General features: G+C 57.2%; 22 protein-coding genes. 8 read left to right on the top strand and 14 right to left on the bottom strand.

All coding sequences use genetic code 11. The features are described 5' to 3' along the window. The first annotated feature begins 38 nt into the window (after nt 1-38). Nucleotides 39-422, top strand: coding sequence for an aspartate 1-decarboxylase autocleavage activator PanM (gene panM / locus GYRE_RS06080; protein ID WP_006817611.1), 384 nt, complete (start codon nt 39-41; stop codon nt 420-422). 177 nt (nt 423-599) lie between these two features. Here the strand turns inward: panM and livJ are convergent, their stop codons facing one another. Both livJ and GYRE_RS06070 read right to left on the bottom strand, forming a co-directional pair. Then, nucleotides 600-1,703 carry a branched chain amino acid ABC transporter substrate-binding protein LivJ gene (gene livJ / locus GYRE_RS06075; RefSeq protein ID WP_146748703.1) on the bottom strand — a complete coding sequence of 368 codons (1,104 nt, stop codon included), beginning with the start codon at nt 1,701-1,703 and terminating at the stop codon, nt 600-602. 208 nt (nt 1,704-1,911) lie between these two features. Beyond that, a complete protein-coding gene (locus GYRE_RS06070; RefSeq protein WP_006817613.1) occupies nt 1,912-3,177 on the bottom strand; it encodes a 4-aminobutyrate--2-oxoglutarate transaminase in 1,266 nt (421 codons plus the stop codon). 116 nt (nt 3,178-3,293) lie between these two features. On the opposite strand from GYRE_RS06070, the gene pdxR reads away from it, so the two are divergent. Next, complete coding sequence (pdxR, locus tag GYRE_RS06065; protein ID WP_038253802.1) at nt 3,294-4,775, top strand: MocR-like pyridoxine biosynthesis transcription factor PdxR; 1,482 nt, start codon at nt 3,294-3,296, stop codon at nt 4,773-4,775. Between the two features lie 44 nt (nt 4,776-4,819). Here pdxR and rpoH read toward each other — a convergent pair whose 3' ends face one another. The 4 genes from rpoH to ftsY form a co-directional block, all read right to left on the bottom strand. After that, on the bottom strand, nt 4,820-5,674 hold the full coding sequence (rpoH, locus tag GYRE_RS06060; RefSeq protein WP_006817615.1) for an RNA polymerase sigma factor RpoH: 855 nt from the start codon (nt 5,672-5,674) through the stop codon (nt 4,820-4,822). 280 nt (nt 5,675-5,954) lie between these two features. Beyond that, entirely contained in the window at nt 5,955-7,013 is a 1,059-nt protein-coding gene (gene ftsX / locus GYRE_RS06055; RefSeq protein ID WP_038253800.1) for a permease-like cell division protein FtsX, read from the bottom strand. Next, nucleotides 7,006-7,671: a cell division ATP-binding protein FtsE gene (gene ftsE, locus GYRE_RS06050; RefSeq protein ID WP_006817617.1), complete on the bottom strand. Its 666-nt coding sequence runs from the start codon at nt 7,669-7,671 to the stop codon at nt 7,006-7,008. Before ftsE ends, ftsX begins: the two co-directional genes overlap by 8 nt. 2 nt (nt 7,672-7,673) lie before the next feature. Next, on the bottom strand, nt 7,674-9,152 hold the full coding sequence (gene ftsY / locus GYRE_RS06045; protein ID WP_038253797.1) for a signal recognition particle-docking protein FtsY: 1,479 nt from the start codon (nt 9,150-9,152) through the stop codon (nt 7,674-7,676). A 189-nt stretch (nt 9,153-9,341) separates the two neighbouring features. On the opposite strand from ftsY, the gene rsmD reads away from it, so the two are divergent. Then, complete coding sequence (gene rsmD / locus GYRE_RS06040) at nt 9,342-9,938, top strand: 16S rRNA (guanine(966)-N(2))-methyltransferase (RefSeq protein WP_006817619.1); 597 nt, start codon at nt 9,342-9,344, stop codon at nt 9,936-9,938. Beyond that, nucleotides 9,928-10,197, top strand: coding sequence for a DUF1145 family protein (locus GYRE_RS06035; protein ID WP_006817620.1), 270 nt, complete (start codon nt 9,928-9,930; stop codon nt 10,195-10,197). The genes rsmD and GYRE_RS06035 overlap by 11 nt, the downstream gene beginning before the upstream one ends. 35 nt (nt 10,198-10,232) lie before the next feature. Here the strand turns inward: GYRE_RS06035 and GYRE_RS06030 are convergent, their stop codons facing one another. Then, on the bottom strand, nt 10,233-10,592 hold the full coding sequence (locus GYRE_RS06030) for a DUF2500 domain-containing protein (protein ID WP_006817621.1): 360 nt from the start codon (nt 10,590-10,592) through the stop codon (nt 10,233-10,235). Between the two features lie 140 nt (nt 10,593-10,732). Between GYRE_RS06030 and GYRE_RS06025 the strand changes: the two genes are divergently transcribed. Then, on the top strand, nt 10,733-11,359 hold the full coding sequence (locus GYRE_RS06025) for a lysoplasmalogenase (RefSeq protein ID WP_038253795.1): 627 nt from the start codon (nt 10,733-10,735) through the stop codon (nt 11,357-11,359). Nucleotides 11,360-11,437: 78 nt separating this feature from the next. Further along, entirely contained in the window at nt 11,438-13,636 is a 2,199-nt protein-coding gene (gene zntA / locus GYRE_RS06020) for a Zn(II)/Cd(II)/Pb(II) translocating P-type ATPase ZntA (protein ID WP_038253793.1), read from the top strand. Between the two features lie 34 nt (nt 13,637-13,670). Here zntA and tusA read toward each other — a convergent pair whose 3' ends face one another. Then, nucleotides 13,671-13,916, bottom strand: a complete 246-nt coding sequence (tusA, locus tag GYRE_RS06015; protein WP_038253791.1) for a sulfurtransferase TusA — start codon at nt 13,914-13,916, stop codon at nt 13,671-13,673. Nucleotides 13,917-14,115: 199 nt separating this feature from the next. Between tusA and GYRE_RS06010 the strand changes: the two genes are divergently transcribed. Further along, nucleotides 14,116-14,781 (top strand): 7-cyano-7-deazaguanine/7-aminomethyl-7-deazaguanine transporter, encoded by a 666-nt coding sequence (locus GYRE_RS06010; protein ID WP_006817625.1) that lies wholly within the window; start codon nt 14,116-14,118, stop codon nt 14,779-14,781. A gap of 73 nt (nt 14,782-14,854) precedes the next feature. Continuing rightward, a complete protein-coding gene (locus GYRE_RS06005) occupies nt 14,855-15,412 on the top strand; it encodes a DcrB family lipoprotein (protein ID WP_006817626.1) in 558 nt (185 codons plus the stop codon). A 51-nt stretch (nt 15,413-15,463) separates the two neighbouring features. Here GYRE_RS06005 and arnF read toward each other — a convergent pair whose 3' ends face one another. The 6 genes from arnF to arnC are packed head-to-tail and all read right to left on the bottom strand — an operon-like array spanning nt 15,464 to nt 21,713. After that, the gene (gene arnF / locus GYRE_RS06000; RefSeq protein WP_006817627.1) at nt 15,464-15,862 is read right to left on the bottom strand and encodes a 4-amino-4-deoxy-L-arabinose-phosphoundecaprenol flippase subunit ArnF; all 399 of its coding nucleotides are present in this window, start codon (nt 15,860-15,862) and stop codon (nt 15,464-15,466) included. Beyond that, on the bottom strand, nt 15,862-16,200 hold the full coding sequence (arnE, locus tag GYRE_RS05995; protein WP_006817628.1) for a 4-amino-4-deoxy-L-arabinose-phosphoundecaprenol flippase subunit ArnE: 339 nt from the start codon (nt 16,198-16,200) through the stop codon (nt 15,862-15,864). Before arnE ends, arnF begins: the two co-directional genes overlap by 1 nt. Then, nucleotides 16,197-17,852 carry a lipid IV(A) 4-amino-4-deoxy-L-arabinosyltransferase gene (arnT, locus tag GYRE_RS05990; protein WP_006817629.1) on the bottom strand — a complete coding sequence of 552 codons (1,656 nt, stop codon included), beginning with the start codon at nt 17,850-17,852 and terminating at the stop codon, nt 16,197-16,199. Before arnT ends, arnE begins: the two co-directional genes overlap by 4 nt. Then, complete coding sequence (gene arnD, locus GYRE_RS05985) at nt 17,849-18,751, bottom strand: 4-deoxy-4-formamido-L-arabinose-phosphoundecaprenol deformylase (RefSeq protein ID WP_006817630.1); 903 nt, start codon at nt 18,749-18,751, stop codon at nt 17,849-17,851. The genes arnT and arnD overlap by 4 nt, the downstream gene beginning before the upstream one ends. Continuing rightward, nucleotides 18,748-20,733, bottom strand: a complete 1,986-nt coding sequence (arnA, locus tag GYRE_RS05980) for a bifunctional UDP-4-amino-4-deoxy-L-arabinose formyltransferase/UDP-glucuronic acid oxidase ArnA (RefSeq protein ID WP_038253788.1) — start codon at nt 20,731-20,733, stop codon at nt 18,748-18,750. The genes arnD and arnA overlap by 4 nt, the downstream gene beginning before the upstream one ends. Then, entirely contained in the window at nt 20,730-21,713 is a 984-nt protein-coding gene (gene arnC, locus GYRE_RS05975; protein WP_006817632.1) for an undecaprenyl-phosphate 4-deoxy-4-formamido-L-arabinose transferase, read from the bottom strand. The genes arnA and arnC overlap by 4 nt, the downstream gene beginning before the upstream one ends.

The raw sequence follows: 21,713 nt of genomic DNA, 5'->3' as shown, positions 1-21,713 counted from the left end.
GTACACTTTCTACTTCGAAATGACAGGAATGCTTTTGAATGAAACTGACCATCGTCCGCCTTCACGCCTTTAGCGAGCAGGACCTTATCGATCTTGGCAAAATCTGGCCGGAGTATTCGGCGGCCTCGTTAACGGTTGATGAAAATCATCGAATCTACGCCGCGCGCTTTAACGAAAGGCTGCTGGCAGCCGTCCGGGTGACGCTGCGCGGTACCGAAGGCGCACTGGATTCACTGCGCGTACGCGAAGTGACCCGCCGCCGTGGCGTTGGGCAATATCTGGTTGAAGAGGTGATGAGCAGTAACCCGGATATCACCAGCTGGTGGATTGCCGATGTCGGAGTAGAAGACCGCGCGGTGATGGCCGCCTTCATGCAGGCGCTGGACTTCAGGGCGCAGCAGAATGGGTGGGAGAAGCACTAAAAAAAAGCCGGGTGGCGGCGATACCTTACCCGGCCTACATTCTCTGCTGCCTTTTCCCAAGAATTTCGTGTTGCAGAAAGGCGGCAAGTTATGAAATCCCCGGGAGCTTACATAAGTAAGTGACCGAGGTTGAATAACGCTGCCAACGCAACTGCAGCGCGAAAGACGCCGGGAAAATTATTTGGCGTCGGTCGCCGTACCGTTAGCATGCCAGGTGAACACGCCGAACTCAAAGCCCTTCAGATCGCCTTTCTGATCCCAGGACAGCGGGCCCATCACGGTTTCAACGCTGTTCGCCTTCAGCCAGTCGGCAATCTTCGCCGGATCTTCAGACTGGTTCAGACCAGCCGCCAGCGATTGCAGCGCGGCGTAGGTGGTCCAGACGAAAGCACCGCTCGGATCCTGTTTCTTGGCTTTGATAGCGTCCACAATCGGTTTGTTCGCCGGAACCTGATCGTAGTTCTTCGGCTTGGTAACCAGCAGGCCTTCTGCAGAATCACCGGCGATGTTAGACAGCGATACGTTCGCTACCCCTTCCGGCCCCATGAACTGAGTTTTCAGGCCAGCCGCACGGGCCTGACGCAGGATCTGGCCCATTTCCGGGTGATAACCGCCGTAGTAGACAAAGTCGATATTCTCTTTCTTCAGGCGCGCCACCAGCGTTGAGAAGTCTTTCTCACCGGCGGTGATCCCATCAAAGAACACCACGTTGGCGTTACCTTTCTTCAGCGCATCCTGCACGGAACGCGCCAGACCTTCACCATACTGCTGTTTGTCGTGAACAATCGCGATACGCTTTGGCTTCACGGTGTTCAGAATATATTTCGCCGCAGTCGGGCCCTGGTCAGAGTCAAGACCGGTAGTACGCAGCGTCAGCTTGTAGCCGCGTGCGGTCAGCTCCGGTGCCGTTGCCGCCGGGGTGATCATCAGGATGCCTTCATCTTCATAAATATCGGACGCTGGCTGAGTAGAGGAGGAGCACAGGTGACCAATAACGTATTTTACCCCGTCATTGACCACTTTGTTGGCTACCGCCACCGCTTGTTTCGGGTCGCAGGCATCGTCGTATTTGCTGATAACCAGCTTATTGCCCTTGATACCGCCTTTAGCGTTAATATCCGCTACCGCCTGCTCGGCGCCGGTGAATTCCTGGTCGCCATACTGTGCTACCGGGCCAGACATTGCCCCGACCACCGCCACTTTAATATCTTCCGCCAGCGCCATCTGGCTGAATGCCAACGCGATACATCCTGCCAGCAACGCTTTACCCTTCATATTCATCCTGAGATTCCCCATTGTTATGGTGATTGCATTTGTTGTGATGTTGTTTTTTAGCGCTTTATTTCAATTTTTGGTCTACCGCCCGCGCTTTTGCAGCATACTCTGCTAAAACATAACCCATTTTTTGCAAATTGGAACGAGAATTTTGACGGATTTGTAACGAAGAAGTGACGAAAAAAAAGCCGCTACGAAGTAGCGGCCTGGAGGTTTATCGAGTCAGCGAGCGGGAGATGATATCCAGCGCTTTGCGGAACTGGGTTTCCGGAATGGTCAGCGGGTAGAGGAAACGAATGACGTTGCCATACACGCCGCAGCTCAGCAGCAGCAGGCCTTCTTTCAGTGCTTTTTCCTGTACCTGTTTGGTGAACTCCGGCGACGGCTGGCCGCTCTGCGGGTCGTTGAACTCTACCGCCACCATCGAGCCCTGAGCACGAACATCGGCGATGTACGGGCAATCCGCTTTCGCGTTGTTCAGCACTTCAACCAGGTGATGACCCAGCTTACCGGCGCGGGCGCACAGGTCTTCTTCGGCAATCACGTCCAGCACCGCATGTGCAGACGCCACCGCCAGTGGGTTACCGGCATAGGTACCGCCCAGTCCGCCCGGAGCTGGTGCATCCATCACTTCAGCGCGACCGGCAACCGCCGACAGCGGCATCCCGCCTGCCAGACTCTTCGCCATGGTCATCAGGTCTGGCTTCACGCTGTAATGCTCCATCGCAAACACTTTGCCGGTACGGGCAAAACCGGTCTGCACTTCGTCGGCAATCAGCAGAATACCGTGGGTATCGCACAGCTTACGCAGGCCCACCATGAAATCTTCCGGCGCGACGTTGAAACCACCCTCGCCCTGCACAGGCTCGAGAATAATCGCCGCGACCTGGTCTGCGGCAATATCATATTTGAAAATGCGGTCCAGGCTCTTCAGCGCGTCTGCGGTGCTGACACCGTGCGCCGCATTCGGGTACAGGCCGTGGAACACAGAACCCGGGAACGGGCCAAAGCCGATTTTGTACGGCGCCACTTTGCCGGTCAGCGCCATGGTCATAAAGGTACGGCCGTGGAAGGCACCGCCAAAGGTAATCAGTCCCGGGCGTTTGGTCCAGGCGCGGGCGATTTTCACCGCGTTTTCTACCGCTTCTGCACCGGTAGTGAAGAAGGCTGTTTTCGCCGGGCCGTTCACCGGCACCAGCGCATTAATACGCTCAGCCAGTGAAACATAGCTTTCGTAAGGAACAATCTGGTACGCAGTGTGGGTAAATGCCTGCAGCTGTTTTTCTACCGCAGCCACCACTTTCGGGTGACGGTGGCCGGTGTTCAGCACGGCGATGCCGGCGGCGAAGTCGATAACTTCGTTGCCGTCGGTATCCCACAGGGTGGCGTTCTCGGCTTTCTCGGCATAGAAGCCGCACATCACACCAATTCCACGAGGCGTCGCCTGCAGGCGGCGTTGATTCAGTTCATTGTTATTCATCAGGCCTTCCCCATCATTGATTCGGTTTGCATTAACAACTTTGAAACAATGTCACGGTTTTACCTCGTGAGTGGTTCTATAATCGAGTACCAGTTTTGATTACTTGAGGGATCCAATTGCGTTCTTTAGTGTGCGATCTCCTGCAGCTGCGTCTGGACGAGCAACCCGAAGGTAAACTGCATAAGCGTCTCTATAACGCGATACGCCTGTCTATCCTCGACGGCAGCCTGCCGCCGCAGAGCCGTTTACCCCCCTCGCGCGATCTCGCCACCCAGCTTCGACACTCCCGCAACACCGTGCTTACCGTCTACGAACAGCTGCTGGCGGAAGGCTATATCGTGTCGCGCTCGGGCAGCGGGACGTTTGTTGCCCGCACGGTACCGGACAGCCTGCTATTCACCGCAGAAACGGCGAGCGAAACCCGCCACGATGTGCGTGCTATTTCACTTTCCCATCGCGGCGAAGCGTTGCTGGCACACAGCAGCGCCAGCCCGCGCCAGTGGGGTGCTTTTCTGCCAGGGGTACCGGATGTCGGCGAGTTTCCCCATGCGCTGCTGCGCAAAATCCACAACCGGGTCAGCCGCAAGCCGCAGGCGATGCAGTTCTCCTACAGCCCGTTTGGCGGGAGCTGCGACCTGCAGCAGGCACTCATGGAATATTTACGCGTGGCCCGCTCCGTGCGCTGCACGCCGGAACAAATTCTGATAACCGAAGGGATCCACCAGGCTATCGACCTCGTCTCACGCATGCTGTGTAACCCCGGCGATACCGCGTGGATTGAGGAACCTGCCTACTGGGGCATTCGCAACGTGCTGCAGATGAACGGCGTAGCGCTACAGCCGATCGATGTTGACCTGAGCGGTATGGATCCACCGGAAGAAATACACACACCGCCGCGCCTTATCTTTGTCACACCCTCACACCAGTACCCGCTCGGCTGCGTAATGAGCATGGAGCGGCGCAGGCGGCTGCTGGCAATCGCCCGCCAGACCGGCGGCTGGATAGTGGAAGATGATTACGACAGTGAGTTCCGCTTCTCCGGGCAGCCAATCCCGGCATTGCAGGGGTTGATTGACGATGCACCGGTGATTTACACCGGCACCTTCAGCAAAACCATGTGGCCGGGGCTGCGGCTGGGCTACGTCGTGCTGCCGCAGGCGCTGGCACAAACGCTAAAAACCGCCCACGCAGAGCTCTATCGCAGCGGGCGTTTGCTCGACCAGGCCGCGCTGGCGCAGTTTATTCGCGAAGGGCACTACACCGCCCACATCCGCCGCATGCGTCTGCTGTACGCGCGTCGTCGTCAGCGATTAACCACGCTGATCACCCAGTATCTGGGGAAAGCCGCTCTGAGCGAATTTAATGACAACGCGGGGCTGCACCTGGTCCTGAAGCTCGAGGACCATCACGACGATATCGCCATTGCCAGAAACGCGAACGAAAAAGGGGTTCTGGTGCGCCCCCTTTCGCGCTATTACATGGGCGGAAAACCGCAGCGGGGGCTGCTGATGGGCTTTGCGGCGATGAAAGAAGAAGAGATGGAAGGCGCGTTTAAGGTATTGCTGGGCTGTATAACAAAAAAGGACATCAATAAATGATGTCCTTTTTTCGACCCTCCCGAAAGAGAGGGTGACGTTCTGCGTTACGCTTCGATAGCGGCGCGCAGTTTTTTCATCGCGTTCTTTTCCAGCTGACGTACACGTTCAGCGGAAACGCCGTAGCGGTCGGCCAGCTCCTGCAGCGTGGACTTGTTGTCTTCGTCCAGCCAGCGGGCGCGGATGATGTCCTGGCTACGCTCGTCCAGGCCCTGCATCGCGTCGGTCAGCTTATTCGCCGCCTGCTCTTCCCAGTTATCATCTTCAATGCTGTCGGCAAAGTTAGACGATTTATCCTGCAGATAGAGCACCGGTGCCATCGGCTGACTGTCGGACTCGTCGTCCGAGGACATATCAAAGGTCATGTCCTGCGCCGCCATGCGCGACTCCATCTCGAGCACATCTTTGCTGGTAACGCCCAGCTCACGTGCCACCATATCGACTTCATCCTGGTTAAACCAGCCCAGACGCTGCTTGGTTTTACGCAGATTAAAGAACAGCTTACGCTGTGCCTTGGTGGTCGCGACTTTCACGATGCGCCAGTTGCGCAGCACGTACTCGTGAATTTCAGCTTTGATCCAGTGCACCGCGAAGGAAACCAGACGGACACCCACTTCCGGATTGAATCGACGGACGGCCTTCATCAGACCGATGTTACCTTCCTGGATCAGGTCCGCCTGCGGCAGGCCGTAGCCCGAGTAATTACGAGCAACGTGAACAACAAAGCGCAGGTGAGACAGGATCAGCGTCTTAGCTGCTTCCAGATCGCCCTGGTAATGCAGCTTTTCAGCAAGCGCCCGCTCTTCATCAGCCGACAACATCGGCCATGCGTTTGCAGCCCGGATATAAGATTCCAGATTACCAACGGGGGCTAAAGCTAAAGTTTGCATTTCTTTGGTCATTCAAATCCTCTCAATTCTTTGTATCCTGGTTCCGCCGTCCCTCTAAGAGGCAACAAACATGCCAGAACATTTGAGCAACGAGAATATCATTCACATTTTTATCAGACAGTGATTTTATCCACAAGTTCAATGCAACGCTGTGAATAAATTACGCACAAAATGTGACATCACTATGAACACTTGAAGGCAGGAAAAGCGGATGGGTTTGCAAACTCTCTCCCTGCGGACAGGAACTCATTGCAGCAGGGAGAGAGTATATCAGACTTTTGTCGGTCGGGTATTAGTCCGGCGTAAAGTGGCGTAAATGTTGCACTGTGGCAAGCCACGCGGCTATCCAGCCGATCATGGCGCTGACCAGCAGCAGCAGCAGGCACTCGTCGAACGATAAGCCACTGAGTTCAAACTGGGTTCCGAATACCTTCGCGACCTCAGTCACCGCCGAAGAAAGTCGCATAACCAGAATTTCTGACAAAATCAGCGACAGGAACGCGCCGGAGAAGCCGAGCAACGCACCGCCATAGAGGAACGGACGCAGGATAAAGCCGTCGGTGGCACCAATCAGCTTCTGCACGTTAATGGTATCGCGGCGGGCGAAGATACTCAGACGCACGCTGTTGCCGATAACCAGGAACACGGCCGCGACCATCAGTACACCAATCATTGCTGAGACGCGCCCTACGAGCCCGGTCAGCGACGCCAGCCGCGCGAACCAGCTGTCGTCCATGCGCACTTCATCAACGCCCTGAATGCGCGACACGCGGTCACGGAGGGTATTGAGCGAATCGGTATTCTGGAAATCCAGTTTCGGGATCACCACCGCCACGGCGGGCAGCGGGTTCTCTTCCAGCATATCCAGCGCCCCGCCGAAGCCGGACCAGTTGCGGAACTCACCCAACGCTTCTTCGCGGGACAGGTAGTTCACCTTCTCAACGCCCTGTTCCGCCTGCAGCTGACCGACCACCTTCGCCGCCGCGTCATCGTCGAGAGTTTTCTGCAGGTAAACCGTTATCTGCGGCGAGGGGTAATACTGTGCCGACGCGCTGTTTACGTTCTTGTAGACCATGTAGCAGACGCTTGGCAGCGTCAGGGAAATGGCGATAACCATTACCGTCAGGAAAGTGGCTAAAGGTTTACTTTTCAGATCCTGCAGCGCGCCCTGCCAGGCGTAGCGCACCTGCTCGTTAAACACGTTGGTTTTACGAGAGTTGGGCTTTGGCGCCGGCTTCGCACGCTTCGGCGCATTACGGTTGCCGTCGCCGGAGCCGCCCGCCGATTTGCGCAGGCGATCGAAGCGATTGCCGAACTGGCGGATCTGGTTCATTGCCTCACGTTTATTCACCGTGGCCTCCATGCAAATGGCCGTCACTCAGGGTCATCATGCGGTAGGAGCGACTGGAGATAAGCCCCAGGTCGTGGGTTGCCATCAGCACCGTGACCCCAACGCGGTTAAATTCTTCGAACAGGCGCAGAATGCCTTCAGACAGCGCCTCGTCCAGGTTACCGGTCGGTTCATCCGCCAGCAGTACCGCAGGTTTGTTCACCACCGCACGGGCAATGCCCACACGCTGCTGTTCACCCCCGGACAGCTGGATCGGGAAGTTTTTCGCTTTGTCGAGTAGCCCGACCTTATCCAGCGCCGCCGACACGCGACGACGAATGTCATCACCGCTGGCACCGGCGATAATCAGCGGGATAGCCACGTTGTCATAGACGGTCCGGTCCATCAGCAGATGGTGATCCTGGAAGATCATGCCGATCTGGCGCCGTAAAAACGGCACCTCACGGTTTTTCAGGCGGCTGATGTCATGCCCGCTGAACAGAATTTTTCCGGCGCTCGGACGCTCGATCCCGCAGATAAGCTTGAGCAGAGTACTTTTCCCGGCGCCAGAGTGGCCGGTCAGGAACGCCATCTCGCCTGGCTGCATATGGAAGGTCACTCCCTGCAGCGCTTGTCTCCCACCGAGATAGGCCTTGCTGACATGTTCAAAGCGAATCATTGTTAATCCTCTCGGGCAAAAAGTGCCTCTATAAAATCGCCCGCATTAAACGGACGTAAGTCCTCGATGCGCTCACCCACGCCGATATAACGAATCGGGATGTTGAACTGATCCGCTACCGAGAAGATCACCCCGCCCTTGGCGGTGCCATCAAGCTTGGTGAGCGTGATACCGGTTAAGCCCACCGCTTCATCAAACAGTTTCGCCTGGCTAATGGCGTTCTGCCCGGTGCTGGCGTCAATCGTCAACATCACCTCATGCGGCGCGTCAACGTCCAGCTTTTTCATCACCCGGACAATTTTCTTCAGCTCTTCCATCAGGTGCGATTTGTTCTGCAAACGCCCTGCGGTATCGGCAATCAGCACGTCGATGTTACGGGCTTTTGCCGCCTGGATGGCATCAAAAATCACCGATGCGGAATCCGCCCCGGTATGCTGCGCCACCACCGGAATATTATTGCGCTGGCCCCACACCTGCAGCTGCTCAACCGCCGCCGCACGGAAGGTATCACCCGCCGCCAGCATCACCGATTTACCCTGCTGCTCGAACTGGCGCGCCAGCTTACCGATGGTGGTGGTTTTACCCACACCGTTCACCCCGACCATCAGAATAACAAATGGGGTTTTGCCTTCAATATTAAGCGGTTCATCCACTTTTGCGAGAATTTCGCCCATCTCTTCTTTCAGCAGGCCGTACAGCGCTTCGGCATCGCGAAGCTGTTTGCGGCTGGCCCCTTCGGTCAGATTAGCGATAATTTTGCGCGTAGTGTCGACGCCAACGTCGGCAATCAGCAGCTGTTCTTCCAGCTCTTCAAAGAGATCATCGTCGATTTTTTTCCCACGGAACAGACTGATAAATCCGGAACCGAGGTTCTCTTTGGTCTTCACCAGGCTGCGTTTCAGGCGCGCGAAGAAACCTTCTTTGGTCGGTTTTTCCTGCTCCTGCTGCGGGGCCGCTTCAGCTTCTGGCTCAACCTCTTCCTCTGGAACAGGTTCTTCTTCCGCTTCGGCTATCACCGCTTCTTCAGGGGTTTCAACGGCGGCCAGCGCCTGAGCTTCGAGCTCTTCGTCGCTGATTTCAGGCTCTTCGGGCACTTCTGGCTCTGGTTGTGCAACGACTTCAACAGCCGCTTCTTCGACAATCGCTTCTTCGACAACCGTTTTTTCCACGGCGGCCGTTTCTACAACAGGCGCTTCGACCGGCTGCGGTTTTTCGTGCTCAATCACCTCTTCGGTGACGTCGACAATCTCTTCCGCAAAAGCGTCGATCTCAGCTTTGCTGTGCGCTGGTGCTTCCGCTTCAGGCTCAACGACGGGTTCAACAACCGTTTCCGCTACCGCTTCAGCAGGCGCTTCTTCTTTATGTTCTTCTGCCGCAACCGGCTGTTCGTTTACCTGCTGTTCAGCTTCCGGCTCTGGCGCCTGCTCTTTTTGACCAAATCCCAGCCAGGAAAACAGGCCACGTTTCTTCTCTTTTGCCATTGGCGACCACACTCCTCGCTGTTATTTATGGCACAGCCGCCTTATCGCAAACAGGGGGCTGAAAAAATTAGTAAATTAGCGCCGTAGTCTATCACTTAACTTAACGCGCATCACCGCCTGCTGAATAAGGTTTCGTAGACCGCCGCTCATCGCTAGAATAGCAGGGAGAGAAAGTCACCTGAGTAAAAAATGAAGAAACCTAATCACGCGGGCAGCGGCCAGATCCGTATCATCGGCGGCCAATGGCGCGGACGGAAATTACCGGTCCCGGACAGCCCGGGCCTGCGCCCGACCACCGACCGGGTGCGCGAAACCCTGTTTAACTGGCTGGCACCCTATATGGTTGACGCCCGTTGTCTTGATTGCTTCTCCGGCAGCGGCGCGCTGGGGCTTGAAGCCCTTTCCCGCTACGCCGCGAGCGCAACGCTGCTGGAGATGGAGCGCCACGTCGCGCAACAGCTGCAGAAAAATCTCGCCACGCTGAAAGCTGGCAACGCCCGTGTCGTCAACACCAACACCCTGGCGTTTCTGGCAGAGTCCGGCACCCCGCACGACGTGGTGTTTATCGACCCACCGTTCCGTAAAGGCATGCTGGAAGAGACGCTAGACTTACTGGAGCGCAACGGCTGGCTCGCCGACGAGGCGATGATTTACGTTGAAAGCGAAGTGGAAAACGGCCTTCCTGTCGTGCCCGCTAGCTGGACGCTACACCGCGAGAAAGTGGCCGGACAGGTGGCGTACCGCCTGTACCATCGCGACACGCAAGGAGAAAACGATGCTGATTAATATTGGACGGGTGTTGATGCTGTTCGTCTGGGCCTTCCTGGTGTGGAACCTTATTCAGCCATACCCGCGTCCACTCAATATCTTTGTTAACGTGGCGCTGGTATTTATGGTGCTGATGCACGGCATGCAGATGGCGCTGCTGAAAACCACGCTGCCGAAAGACGGCCCGCAGATGACCACGGCGGAGAAAATTCGCATCTTCCTGTTCGGGGTCTTTGAACTGCTGGTGTGGCAGAAGAAAATAACGCCGAAGAAGTAATGCCGCTGCCGGGCGCTCCGCCCGGCGCATTCGCGTTATTTATCCGCCACAAAATCCACGAACCGCGTCCCTTTGTAGCTCAACGTGCCTTTATCGCCCACGGTCAACTGGTTGTACTGCTTCTCATCCAGACGAAACGACATCTCCAGCCCGCCGTTCTCCGGTTTAAAGCTGACGTCATAGCGCATGCTGCTCCCGGCAGGGGCGACAATTTGCTGGCGCGAACGACGGTCATCGAGCAGTTTTTCACGTTTGTTGCTTACCGCCACCCGTTTTTGCATCAGCGGGGCGGCGTCGTTATCCATTTTTTCACGGCGCTGTTGCACGTAACGGTACGAGGCGGCAATCACGATAATCGCGACCACGACGACGAAAAAAAGCGGCATCTTGTTCATCCATCAGTCCTGTCAGAATCGGCGGAAATCAGCATAACGCGGTAAGGCTTGCATTGTCATCCCGGTGCTCTCAGCACTACACTGGAACCTGACGCGTAAGCAACCTGCTTACTCAACCATAACAGAGACAGGGACTTACTATGCTTTGGTCGTTTATTGCTGTCTGCTTCTCCGCCTGGCTGTATGTCGATGCATCATATCGCGGCCCGGTCTGGCAACGCTGGGTGTTCAAACCCGTCACGATTATCCTGCTGCTTCTGCTGGCGCTGCAGGCACCTATTTTTAATTCCATCAGCTATCTGGTGATTGCGGGCCTGTGCGCGTCGATGATTGGCGATGCGCTTACGCTGCTGCCGCGCCAGCGCATTCTCTACGCCGTGGGTGCATTCTTCCTGTCGCATCTGCTGTACACCATTTACTTCGCAACGCAGATGACGCTCTCCTTCTTCTGGCCACTGCCGCTGGTGCTGCTGGTGATTGGCGCGCTGTTGATTGCGGTTATCTGGAGCCGCCTGGAAGAGCTGCGGATGCCTGTCCTGACCTTTATCGGCATGACGCTGGTGATGGTCTGGCTCGCCGGTGAGCAGTGGTTCCTGCGTCCAACCAGCACCGCGCTGTCGGGGTTCCTCGGCGCCGCCCTGCTGCTGACTGGCAACATCGTCTGGATGGTCAGCCACTACCGCCGCCGCTTCCGCGCGGACAACGCTATCTCCTCTGCCTGCTACTTCGCCGGGCACTTCCTGATCGTCCGTTCGCTGTATTTATAATCTGCGCTTGACTCTGGAGTCGACTCCAGAGTGTATGCTTCCGGTTAATGAGAAAGTTATCGTTAACCGGAGGCAGCCATGTCGATTCCAGAAGCTAATGGCCAAAAAATACCAAAGTTCTCTTCATTCAAGCTCACCCCTGCCGTTGAGAAGGCAGACGAGTGCTGCTGCGACTCCGGCTGTGCCAGTGAAACCGCTGAAATCGCCAGCGCCACCGGCACCCGCTACAGCTGGGTCGTCAACGGTATGGACTGCGCCGCCTGTGCGCGTAAAGTCGAAACCGCCGTACGTCAGGTCAGCGGCGTAAACCAGGTTCAGGTGCTGTTTGCGACTGAAAAACTGCTGGTCGATGCCGAACGCGACGTGCGCGGGCAGGTAGAAAAGGCGGTGACCGCCGCGGGCTATTCACTGCGCGATGAAAACGCCCCGCAGGCGCCGGCACCTTCCCGCTTTCGCGAGAACCTGCCGCTTATCACCCTGATTATTATGATGGCGCTGAGCTGGGGGCTGGAGCAGTTCAACCACCCGCTGGGGAGCCTTGCATTCGTTGCCACCACCCTGGTTGGCCTGTTCCCGATTGCTCGTCAGGCGCTGCGGTTGATGAAAAGCGGCAGCTGGTTCGCTATCGAAACCCTGATGAGCGTGGCGGCTATCGGCGCCCTGTTTATCGGCGCTACCGCAGAAGCGGCGATGGTGCTGCTGCTGTTCTTGATCGGGGAACGCCTTGAAGGCTGGGCAGCCAGTCGTGCACGTCAGGGAGTCAGCGCACTGATGGCGCTGAAGCCAGAAACCGCCATTCGCCTGCGCGACGGCGAGCGTGAAACCGTGCCACAAAGCGCGCTGCGCCCGGGCGATGTGATTGAGGTCGCCGCCGGTGGACGTCTGCCTGCCGACGGTAAACTGCTGTCACCGTTTGCAAGTTTTGACGAAAGCGCCTTAACCGGTGAGTCGGTACCCGTAGAGCGCTCGGTGGGCGATACCGTCGCCGCCGGTGCCACCAGCGTCGATCGCCTGATAACCCTGGAAGTGATTTCAGAACCAGGCGACAGCGCCATCGACCGCATTCTGCGTCTGATTGAAGAGGCTGAAGACAAACGCGCGCCTATCGAGCGCTTCATCGACCGTTTCAGTCGCATCTACACGCCCGCCATCATGGTCGTCGCGCTGCTGGTCGCCGTCGTGCCACCGCTGTTCTTCGCCGCCGCCTGGATGCCGTGGATCTATAAAGGCTTAACCCTGCTGCTGATTGGCTGCCCGTGTGCGCTGGTTATCTCGACCCCGGCGGCGATCACCTCTGGCCTTGCGGCAGCGGCACGTCGCGGGGCGTTGATTAAAGGCGGCGCGGCGCTGGAGCAGCTCGGCCAGGTACGCCATGTCGCGTTCGATAAAACCGGCACCCTGACGGTGGGTAAACCACGGGTTACGGAAATCATCACCGTCGGTAATGTCTCCGAAGATTCACTGCTGGCGCTGGCTGCCGCGGTGGAACAGGGATCCAGCCACCCGCTGGCGCAGGCGATTATCAACGAAGCCGCAGAGCGTCAGCTGACGCTGCCGGTCGCCACCTCCCAGCGGGCGCTGGCAGGCTCCGGGATTGAAGCTGAAGTTGATGGTCAGCGAGTACTTATCTGCGCCGCCGGTAAGTTCCCGGCAGGGGAATACGAAGAGAACATTCAGCAGATGGAAAGCGCCGGACAGACGGTGGTGCTGGTCTCCCGCGACAGCGCGCTGCTCGGGGTGCTGGCGATGCGCGATACGCTGCGTGAAGATGCGCGTGAAGCGGTGGATGCGCTGCATCAGCTGGGTGTACAGGGCGTTATCCTCACCGGCGACAACCCGCGCGCTGCGGCCGCCATTGCCGGTGAACTGGGGCTCGATTTCCGCGCAGGTCTGCTGCCTGCCGATAAGGTCAGCGAAGTGACAGCGCTCAACGCCCGCGCACCGCTGGCGATGGTCGGTGATGGCATCAACGATGCGCCAGCGATGAAGGCGTCCACAATTGGGATTGCGATGGGCAGCGGCACCGACGTTGCGCTGGAGACCGCCGATGCGGCGCTGACTCACAACCGTCTGACCGGCCTTGCGCAGATGATAAGTCTCGCCCGCGCCACCCACGCCAATATTCGCCAGAACATTACTATCGCGCTGGGTCTGAAAGGGGTATTCCTGGTGACGACGCTTCTGGGGATAACCGGACTGTGGCTGGCGGTACTGGCAGATACGGGGGCCACGGTGCTGGTAACAGCAAACGCCCTGCGACTGTTACGTAAGAAGTAAAACATCTTCCCTCTCCCGCCCGGGAGAGGGAAAATCAGTGACCTTTTCGCAGCAGATAGCGATACGGTAAGGTTTCGGTCTGCGCCGCCACCAGTTCATGCTCCATAAAACGGCAGAACCCCGGAATATCACGGGTGGTCGCCGGATCGTCGGCAATAATCAGCAGCGTTTCACCGGTTTGCATGTTACGTACGGTTTTACGCACCATCATCACCGGCTCCGGGCAGCGGAGGCCCTGGGCATCAAGGGTGTGGTCTGGGCTTGAAAACAGATCGCTCATGGTCATCTCATTCATCTAAAAACGGCAGTAGTTTACGCCGCACCCGTCACAAAGCAAACCAGGTTAACGATTGCGTGAAAATTAGCCATTGCATTGCGCGCAGAACGCAGTATCATGCGGCCGTTTTATTGGGTTCCCTCACCCCAACCGTTCAGAACCAGCGCAAAAAGGGCTCGGTTCGATAAAAAAAGGCCACAACATGAAAACTTTTACCCTCGCGCAGCGCAAGAGCGCGCTCGTCTGGCTATCGCTATTTCACCTTCTGGTGATCATCTCCAGTAACTACCTGGTCCAGCTGCCGGTCTCGGTGTTTGGATTCCATACCACCTGGGGTGCGTTCAGCTTTCCGTTTATCTTTCTCGCCACCGACCTGACCGTGCGAATTTTTGGCGCACCGCTGGCACGACGTATTATCCTCGCCGTGATGGCTCCCGCGTTGATTGCTTCCTATATCATCTCGTCGCTGTTCTTTATGGGCGAGTGGCAGGGCTTTGCCGCCCTCGGCAGCTTCAACCTGTTTGTTGCGCGCATCGCGGCAGCAAGCTTTATGGCATATGCCCTGGGTCAGATCCTCGACGTCCACGTCTTTAACCGCCTGCGACAGAACCGCCGCTGGTGGCTGGCGCCAACCGCCTCCACGCTGTTTGGTAACGTCAGCGATACGCTGGCCTTCTTCTTTATCGCCTTCTGGCGCAGCACCGACCCGTTCATGGCGACCCACTGGGTGGAAATCGCCCTCGTGGATTACGCCTTCAAGGTGCTTATCAGCCTGGTCTTCTTCCTGCCGATGTACGGCGTATTGCTGAATATGCTGTTGAAAAAACTCGCAGATAAATCTGAAAACCCGACATTTCAACCAGGTTAAAGGCTCGACGAAACGGTTGTGATAAGATAGGCCGATGTGCCGTTCATGGCCGTTTATCGAAAGGAAGAAGTCAATGCGCAATCTGGTTAAATATGTCGGTATTGGCCTGCTGGTGATGGGACTTGCAGCCTGTGACAATAGCGATAGCAAAACGCCTGTTCAGGGTGCGTCCGCCGAGAGCAACGCTAAAGGCCAGCCGGTCAACCTGCTTGACGGTAAGCTCAGCTTCACGCTGCCAGCGGATATGACCGATCAGAGCGGTAAGCTTGGTACCCAGGCAAACAACATGCACGTGTACTCTGACGCTACCGGTCAGAAAGCGGTTATCGTTATTGTGGGTGATGACACGACCGAAGATTTAACGGTGCTGGCAAAACGTCTGGAAGATCAGCAGCGCAGCCGTGACCCGCAGCTGCAGGTCGTGACCAACAAAACCCTGGATGTGAAAGGCCATCAGCTGCAGCAGCTTGATACCATCATCTCCGCGAAAGGCCAGACGGCTTACTCTTCCGTGGTGCTGGGCAAGCTGGATAACAAACTGCTGACCCTGCAGGTCACTCTGCCAGCAGACAACCAGCAGCAGGCGCAGACTGCCGCAGAAAGCATCATTAATACGCTCGAAATCAAATAACGGTTTCGCGAAAGAAAATGGCCTCCGGTGGCAGCACCGGAGGCCATTTTTTTATTCTTCGTTCTCAGAATGGCGGTTTTTGGTCGGCATAAAAATCACCATCACTCCCACGACAATCACCAGCACACCAAACAGCGCCTGCCAGGTAAAAGGCTCATGCCAGCCGGGCAGCATAATGGCGGCGGCCCACACCAGAATGTAGCTCAGGCTCAGCAACGCATAGGCCCGGGAGAGCGCCAGGCGATGCAGCGCGAAGTACCAGCACACCATCGACAGCATGTAGCACAACAAACCGGCGAGCAGGCCGAAGGTACCCGGCGCGAAATGGAGCAGGTGGTTCAACAAAGGAAGCAGAGAAGTAGCGGGAGGCAGCTGCAACATCGCGTGGCGCAACAGCAGCTGCGCCGTGCTGACCAACAGTACGCTCATTAATGCCCAGATAACGCCCATCAGAAAGAGCTCCCGAGAATCGCAATACCGATAATGATGAGCGCAACGCCTGCCCAGTGGCGTCCGGCAACCGGCTCACGCCAGATAAGACGTGCGGCAAGCGTTACCCAGACGAAATTCAGACTCAGCATCGGATAGGCAATCCCTACCGGGATACGCTGCAGCACCAGCAGCCACAGCAGCATACTGAAACCGAGCGCCAGCAGTGCCAGCCCCAGCCATAACAGAATGTGCTTTCCACGCTGCCCGGCTTTCGCCGGGCGCGTAGCTTGTTTCTGACAGAGCTGCCCAAAGCAGCTCAACAGACTGGCAATCGCCAGACACAGCCAGGCGGTCATTGTGGCAGGTACTGGATAAACGCCATCCGGCCCATCACGTACACGCTGTCAGGTTTCGGCAGGGGTAAATCTGCAATGGTTTCATCTCGCTGCAGCTTAAGCACCAGAGAGATTGGGCCTTCCTGACGATGCTGTTCCAGCCAGGCGTTGAAATCGTCGGTGCGAACAAAACGCTCTTTCGCATCCGGATACGCCAGGCCGTACTCCAGTTCACCGCGCTGGCCGAACATGGTGATATCGTTACGCTTCAGCTCCCAGGCAAGACCGGCGGCAATCCCAACTTCGTTGGTCAGCACGTAGCGGCTTGGGGTCAGCGACTCGTTAACGATATCAATCAGGAACTGCGGCTGTTTGCCATCAATCACCTTATCCGGGATAGCAAAGCCCACCAGCAGCGCCAGCCCTAACGGACAACAAGCCGCCAGCGCCCAGCGCTTCACGCCGTCTTTCACCGCCACCCAGCCCATCACCGCCCAGACGCCGAAGGCAATCGCCGCCAGCAGGCATTTGTAGAGCTCGATAGTGGTCCAGACAGGATGCTTCAGCATCCCCCATGGCGACACCACCAGCACCGCAATCAGGCCGATAACGCCAAAGGCAATGTTGATAAGACCGTTAATGCGCAGCGCACGTCCGCCACGGGCGGCAATATCCAGCGCATAACGCGCCATCAGGATGGCCAACGGGGCGAAGCACGGCAGGATGTAGGTCGGCAGCTTGCCTTTCGCGATGCTGAAGAACAGCAGCGGCATCACCACCCAACCCAGCAGATAAAACTCCGGACGCAGACCTTCGCTGTCACGCCATCCGCGCTTGAGCGCACCTGGCAGCAGGCCAAGCCACGGCAGGCTACCGGCAATCATAAACGGAATGTAGTACCAGAACGGGGCCTTGTGCTGAGCGTCACTCTGCGCAAAACGCTGAATATGCTCAACCCAGAAGAAGTAGCGCCAGAAGTCCGGCTCACGCTGGGCAATCGCCAGCCCCCACGGCAGCACGGTCAGGACACATACCACAACCGCCAGCCAGCCGTAGATAAGCACTTCACGCCAGCGTTTCTGCACAATCACCCACGGCAGAACCCCGATGACCGGCACCGCCAGCGCGAGGAAGCCTTTGGTCATGACGCCCATACCGCAGGCAATGCCCAGCAGCACGTAACCGCCAATCTTACCGCCACGCGTGGTGGACTGTGAGGCTCCCCAGAAGCTGCACAGGGCCAGCATCAGCCACATGGCAATCATCGGGTCCAGCACCGCATAGGTGCCAATACCGTAAACCAGGAACGCCGTCAGGAAGATGACCACGGAGAGCACGGTGGTGCGTTTATCGCGCCACAGCTTCCACGACAGCCACGCCACCATCACCGCAGTCATGGTAACCGCAAACACGGAGCCAAAGCGCACCGCAAAGTTGTCGTGGCCAAACAGCCACTGACCAATGCTGTTAATCCAGTACCCAGCTATCGGTTTTTCAAAGTAACGCAGCCCAAGGAAATGGGGCACAATCCAGTCACCGGAGGCCAGCATTTCACGGCTGATCTCGGCATAACGGGTTTCATCCGGCTGCCAGAGCAGACGGAAATTGAGGGGAATCAGGTAGTACAGCGCGTAGAGAATAATCAGCGGCACGCCATAACGAAGTGATTTCATAAACCGGAACCCAATAATTGTTCACGCCCAAGCCAGCCTTCCCGGCCAGCGATTTCCCCACGCACCACTTTACCCACCGGCAACGTACTAAAGTCGTCCGGCAGCAGTTGGCTGAGTGGGCAGAAAGTGATCCCTTCTCGTTCAGCCTGAACGAGGAGGTCGGCAAACTGCGCCGCACCAATCCCGCCTTCCACTTCGGCATGGATGGTGTATACCGGTACGCCCTTGTCCTGATGGATCTGGTCAAGGAGATAACGATTGAAATCTTCTGCGCTGACGGCACTGCCTACCACTTCATCCCACGTCGGCAACGTCACCGGAATTTGCACTGTGCCAAATTCACCGTTGCTGAGCTCGGGGCGAAACGGTCGCGTACCGCGACAGTCGCTGTTGTAGAGGAAACCGAACGACTCTTTGGCTTTGACGACCCGCTGATCGGCACGCCATCCCGCCACGGCGGAACAGGTCACCGGTGAGCCGGTAATCGCTTCCAGCGCCTGCAGACCACGTTCAATCTCCTGCGTCAGTCGCTGCTGCTCCCAGACGCCGGCCCACATTTGCCAGCCGTGATGATCCCAGGCATGAAGCCCAATCTCATGTTCCTGCGCCGCCTCGCGAATAATCGCTTCGTTCCCGGCGCCGATAAGACGGCCAGGCCAGGCGGTACCGGCCAGGAGAATATCCCAGCCGTACAGCGATGCTGCGCGCGAGCGCAGCATCTTCCACAGAAACTTCGGTTTCATCAGGCGCCACAGGTGGCGCCCCATATTGTCCGGCCCAACGCTGAAGAAAATGCTTGCACGGACGTCATGCTTCTTCAGCGTCTCCAGCAAGCAAGGAACCCCTTCGCGAGTACCGCGAAAGGTGTCCACGTCGATGCGTAAGCCGACTTTTCTCATGATGCTGAGTCGTCCGACAGCTCAACGGTGCGCAGGAAGAAGTCCAGCGTCTCTTCGACGGTTTTCTCCATGTCCACGGTCGGCTCCCAGTTCAGGCAGCGTTTCGCGTTGCGGATGCTTGGCTTACGGTGCTCAACGTCCTGATAGCCTTTACCGTAGTAGTTGCTGCTTTCCACATCGCGGAAGCCAGCAAACGGCGGGAAGCGGTCGCGCAGCGGGTGACGTTCGAAGCAGGCCAGCAGCATTTCGGCCAGCTCCTTGATGCTCGCTTCGTTGTCCGGGTTACCGATGTTGATGATCTGCCCATCGCAACGGCCATCTTTGTTTTCGATGATGCGGAACAGCGCTTCGATACCGTCGCTGATGTCGGTGAAGCAACGCTTCTGGCTACCGCCTTCAATGAGCTTGATCGGAGAACCTTCAACCAGGTTCAGGATCAGCTGAGTGATAGCACGGGAGCTACCGATACGCGCGGCGTTGAGGCTGTCCAGACGCGGGCCCATCCAGTTGAACGGACGGAACAGGGTGAACTTAAGGTTGTTCTTATCGCCGTAAGCCCAAATCACGCGGTCCAGCAGCTGCTTGGAAACCGAGTAGATCCAGCGTTGTTTGTTGATAGGACCCACGACCAGGTTAGAGTTGTCTTCGTCGAAGTTCGCGTCGGTACACATACCGTACACTTCAGAGGTAGACGGGAAGATGATGCGCTTGTCGTATTTCACGCAGTCGCGGATGATCTTCAGGTTCTCTTCGAAGTCCAGCTCGAACACGCGCAGCGGGTTACGGGTGTACTCGATAGGCGTTGCGATAGCGACCAGCGGCAGCACCACGTCACATTTCTTAATGTGGTACTCGATCCACTCAGAGTGAATGCTGATGTCGCCTTCCACGAAGTGGAAGCGCGGGTTGTCGAGGAAACGGCTGATGGCATCAGAACCGATATCCAGGCCGAAGATTTCGAAGTTGTCGTCTTTCAGCAGGCGTTCGGTCAGGTGGTTACCGATGAAGCCGTTCACGCCGAGGATCAGCACGCGAGTACGGCGCTTAATCGCCACAACCGGTTTGCTGCTGATGATCGCACGCGGAACCAGGCCCAGGGCCTGTGCCAGCTGCGTCCCCTGCATGTAAACGCCCTGCTCGCTCTGGCCGGTAACCACTTCCAGCGCGCCCTGCTGGCAGGCGATGGTCAGCGGAGTCACGGACAGCACGGTACCCGGCTTCGCGCCCTGGTTGTCGTTATGCAGACGGGATTTCCAGACGATGAATTTGTTCGCGCCCACGTAGCCGAACGCACCCGGCCACGGATCGGACACCGCGCGCACCAGGTTGTGCAGCTCAGCGGCCGGACGATCCCAGTCGAGACGACCGTCTTCCGGAGTACGACGACCAACGTAAGTGGCTTTGCTTTCGTCCTGTGCGGTTTCTTTGAAGTCGCCTTTGCTGATGGCCGGCAGCGCATCACGCAGCAGCGCCTGCGCGGTATCACGCAGTTTGTAGTGCAGGCTCATTGCGGCATCGGCATCGTCGATAGCCACGGTACGCTGAGCGATGATGTTGCCCGCGTCGGCGCGATCTACCATGCGGTGCAGAGTAACGCCGGTTTCTTTCTCACCGTTCACCAGCACCCAGTTCAGCGGCGCGCGGCCACGGTATTTAGGCAGCAGAGAGCCGTGCAGGTTAAAGGCACCGGCGCGCGCGATAGAGATGATGTCGTTGCACAGCAGGTTGCGGTAGTAGAACGAGAAAATAACATCCGGGGCCATCTCGCGGATACGTTCGATCCACAGCGGGTGGTTAACGTCGTCTGGCGCATAAACCGGGATCCCCTGCTCAGCGGCCAGGCGTGCTACGGAACCGAAAAAATGATTTTCGTTAGCGTTGTCCGGGTGAGTAAAAATAGCCGTAATGTCATACCCGGCTTCCAGCAGCGACTGAACGCCAGCACAACCCATATCGTGATAAGCGAATACTACTGCTCTCATGAACGATCTTCCTCTTGAGATACCGTCTCGCCCTGACGGACGACGCGTTGAATAAAATAACGTGGACGAGCACGTACATCGTTGTAAATACGTCCGATGTACTCACCCAGCAGGCCCATGCCTACGAACTGGGCACCTATAAACATGAATAAAATCGCAAACAGCATGAACACACCGTCTCCGGACCACTCCGGCCCCAGGGCCAGACGCAGTACAATCAGCAGAATGGAGAAGGCAAAACCGACAACCGCAATCACGCTTCCCACCACGCTTAACATACGCAGCGGGGTTGTGGTGAGGCAGGTTACCAGGTCATACATCAGGTTAATCAACCGCATGAAGCTGTACTTGGAGTCACCGAACTCACGCTCAGCGTGCAGTACCGGGATTTCGACAGCGCGGCGGGCGAAAGTGTTCGCCAGAATCGGAATAAAAGTACTGCGCTCGTGGCAGTTCAGCATCGCATCGATAATGTGGCGGCGATAGGCACGCAGCATACAGCCGTAGTCGCCCATCGCTTTACCGGTGGTACGCTGGATAAGGCGGTTGATCATCTTCGACGCGGACTTACGGAACACCGAGTCCTGACGGTTCTGGCGCACGGTGCCAACCACGTCGTAGCCTTCATCGGCTTTTTCCACCAGGCGCGGGATCTCTTCCGGTGGGTTCTGCAGGTCAGCATCCAGGGTGATGATAAGGTCACCGGTCACGTGGCTGAAGCCCGCCATAATGGCGGAGTGCTGGCCGTAGTTACGGTTCAACAGAACGGCCACCACGTGGCTGCCTTCCACTTCCGCGGCTTCTACCAGCATCTGTGCAGAATCGTCGCTGCTGCCGTCATCGACCAGCAGGATCTCATAGTCGCGGCCAAGCGTGGCACAGGCGGTATCGGTACGACGGATAAGCTCCGGCAGACTTTCCTGCTCGTTATAGACGGGGATAACCACCGACACTTTTTTAACTGGCGGATAAGTAAACAT

The sequence above is a fragment of the Yokenella regensburgei ATCC 49455 genome, from assembly GCF_000735455.1.
In the GTDB taxonomy this organism is placed as follows: Bacteria; Pseudomonadota; Gammaproteobacteria; order Enterobacterales; family Enterobacteriaceae; genus Yokenella; species Yokenella regensburgei.
This window is presented reverse-complemented; position numbering and strand designations above follow the sequence as displayed.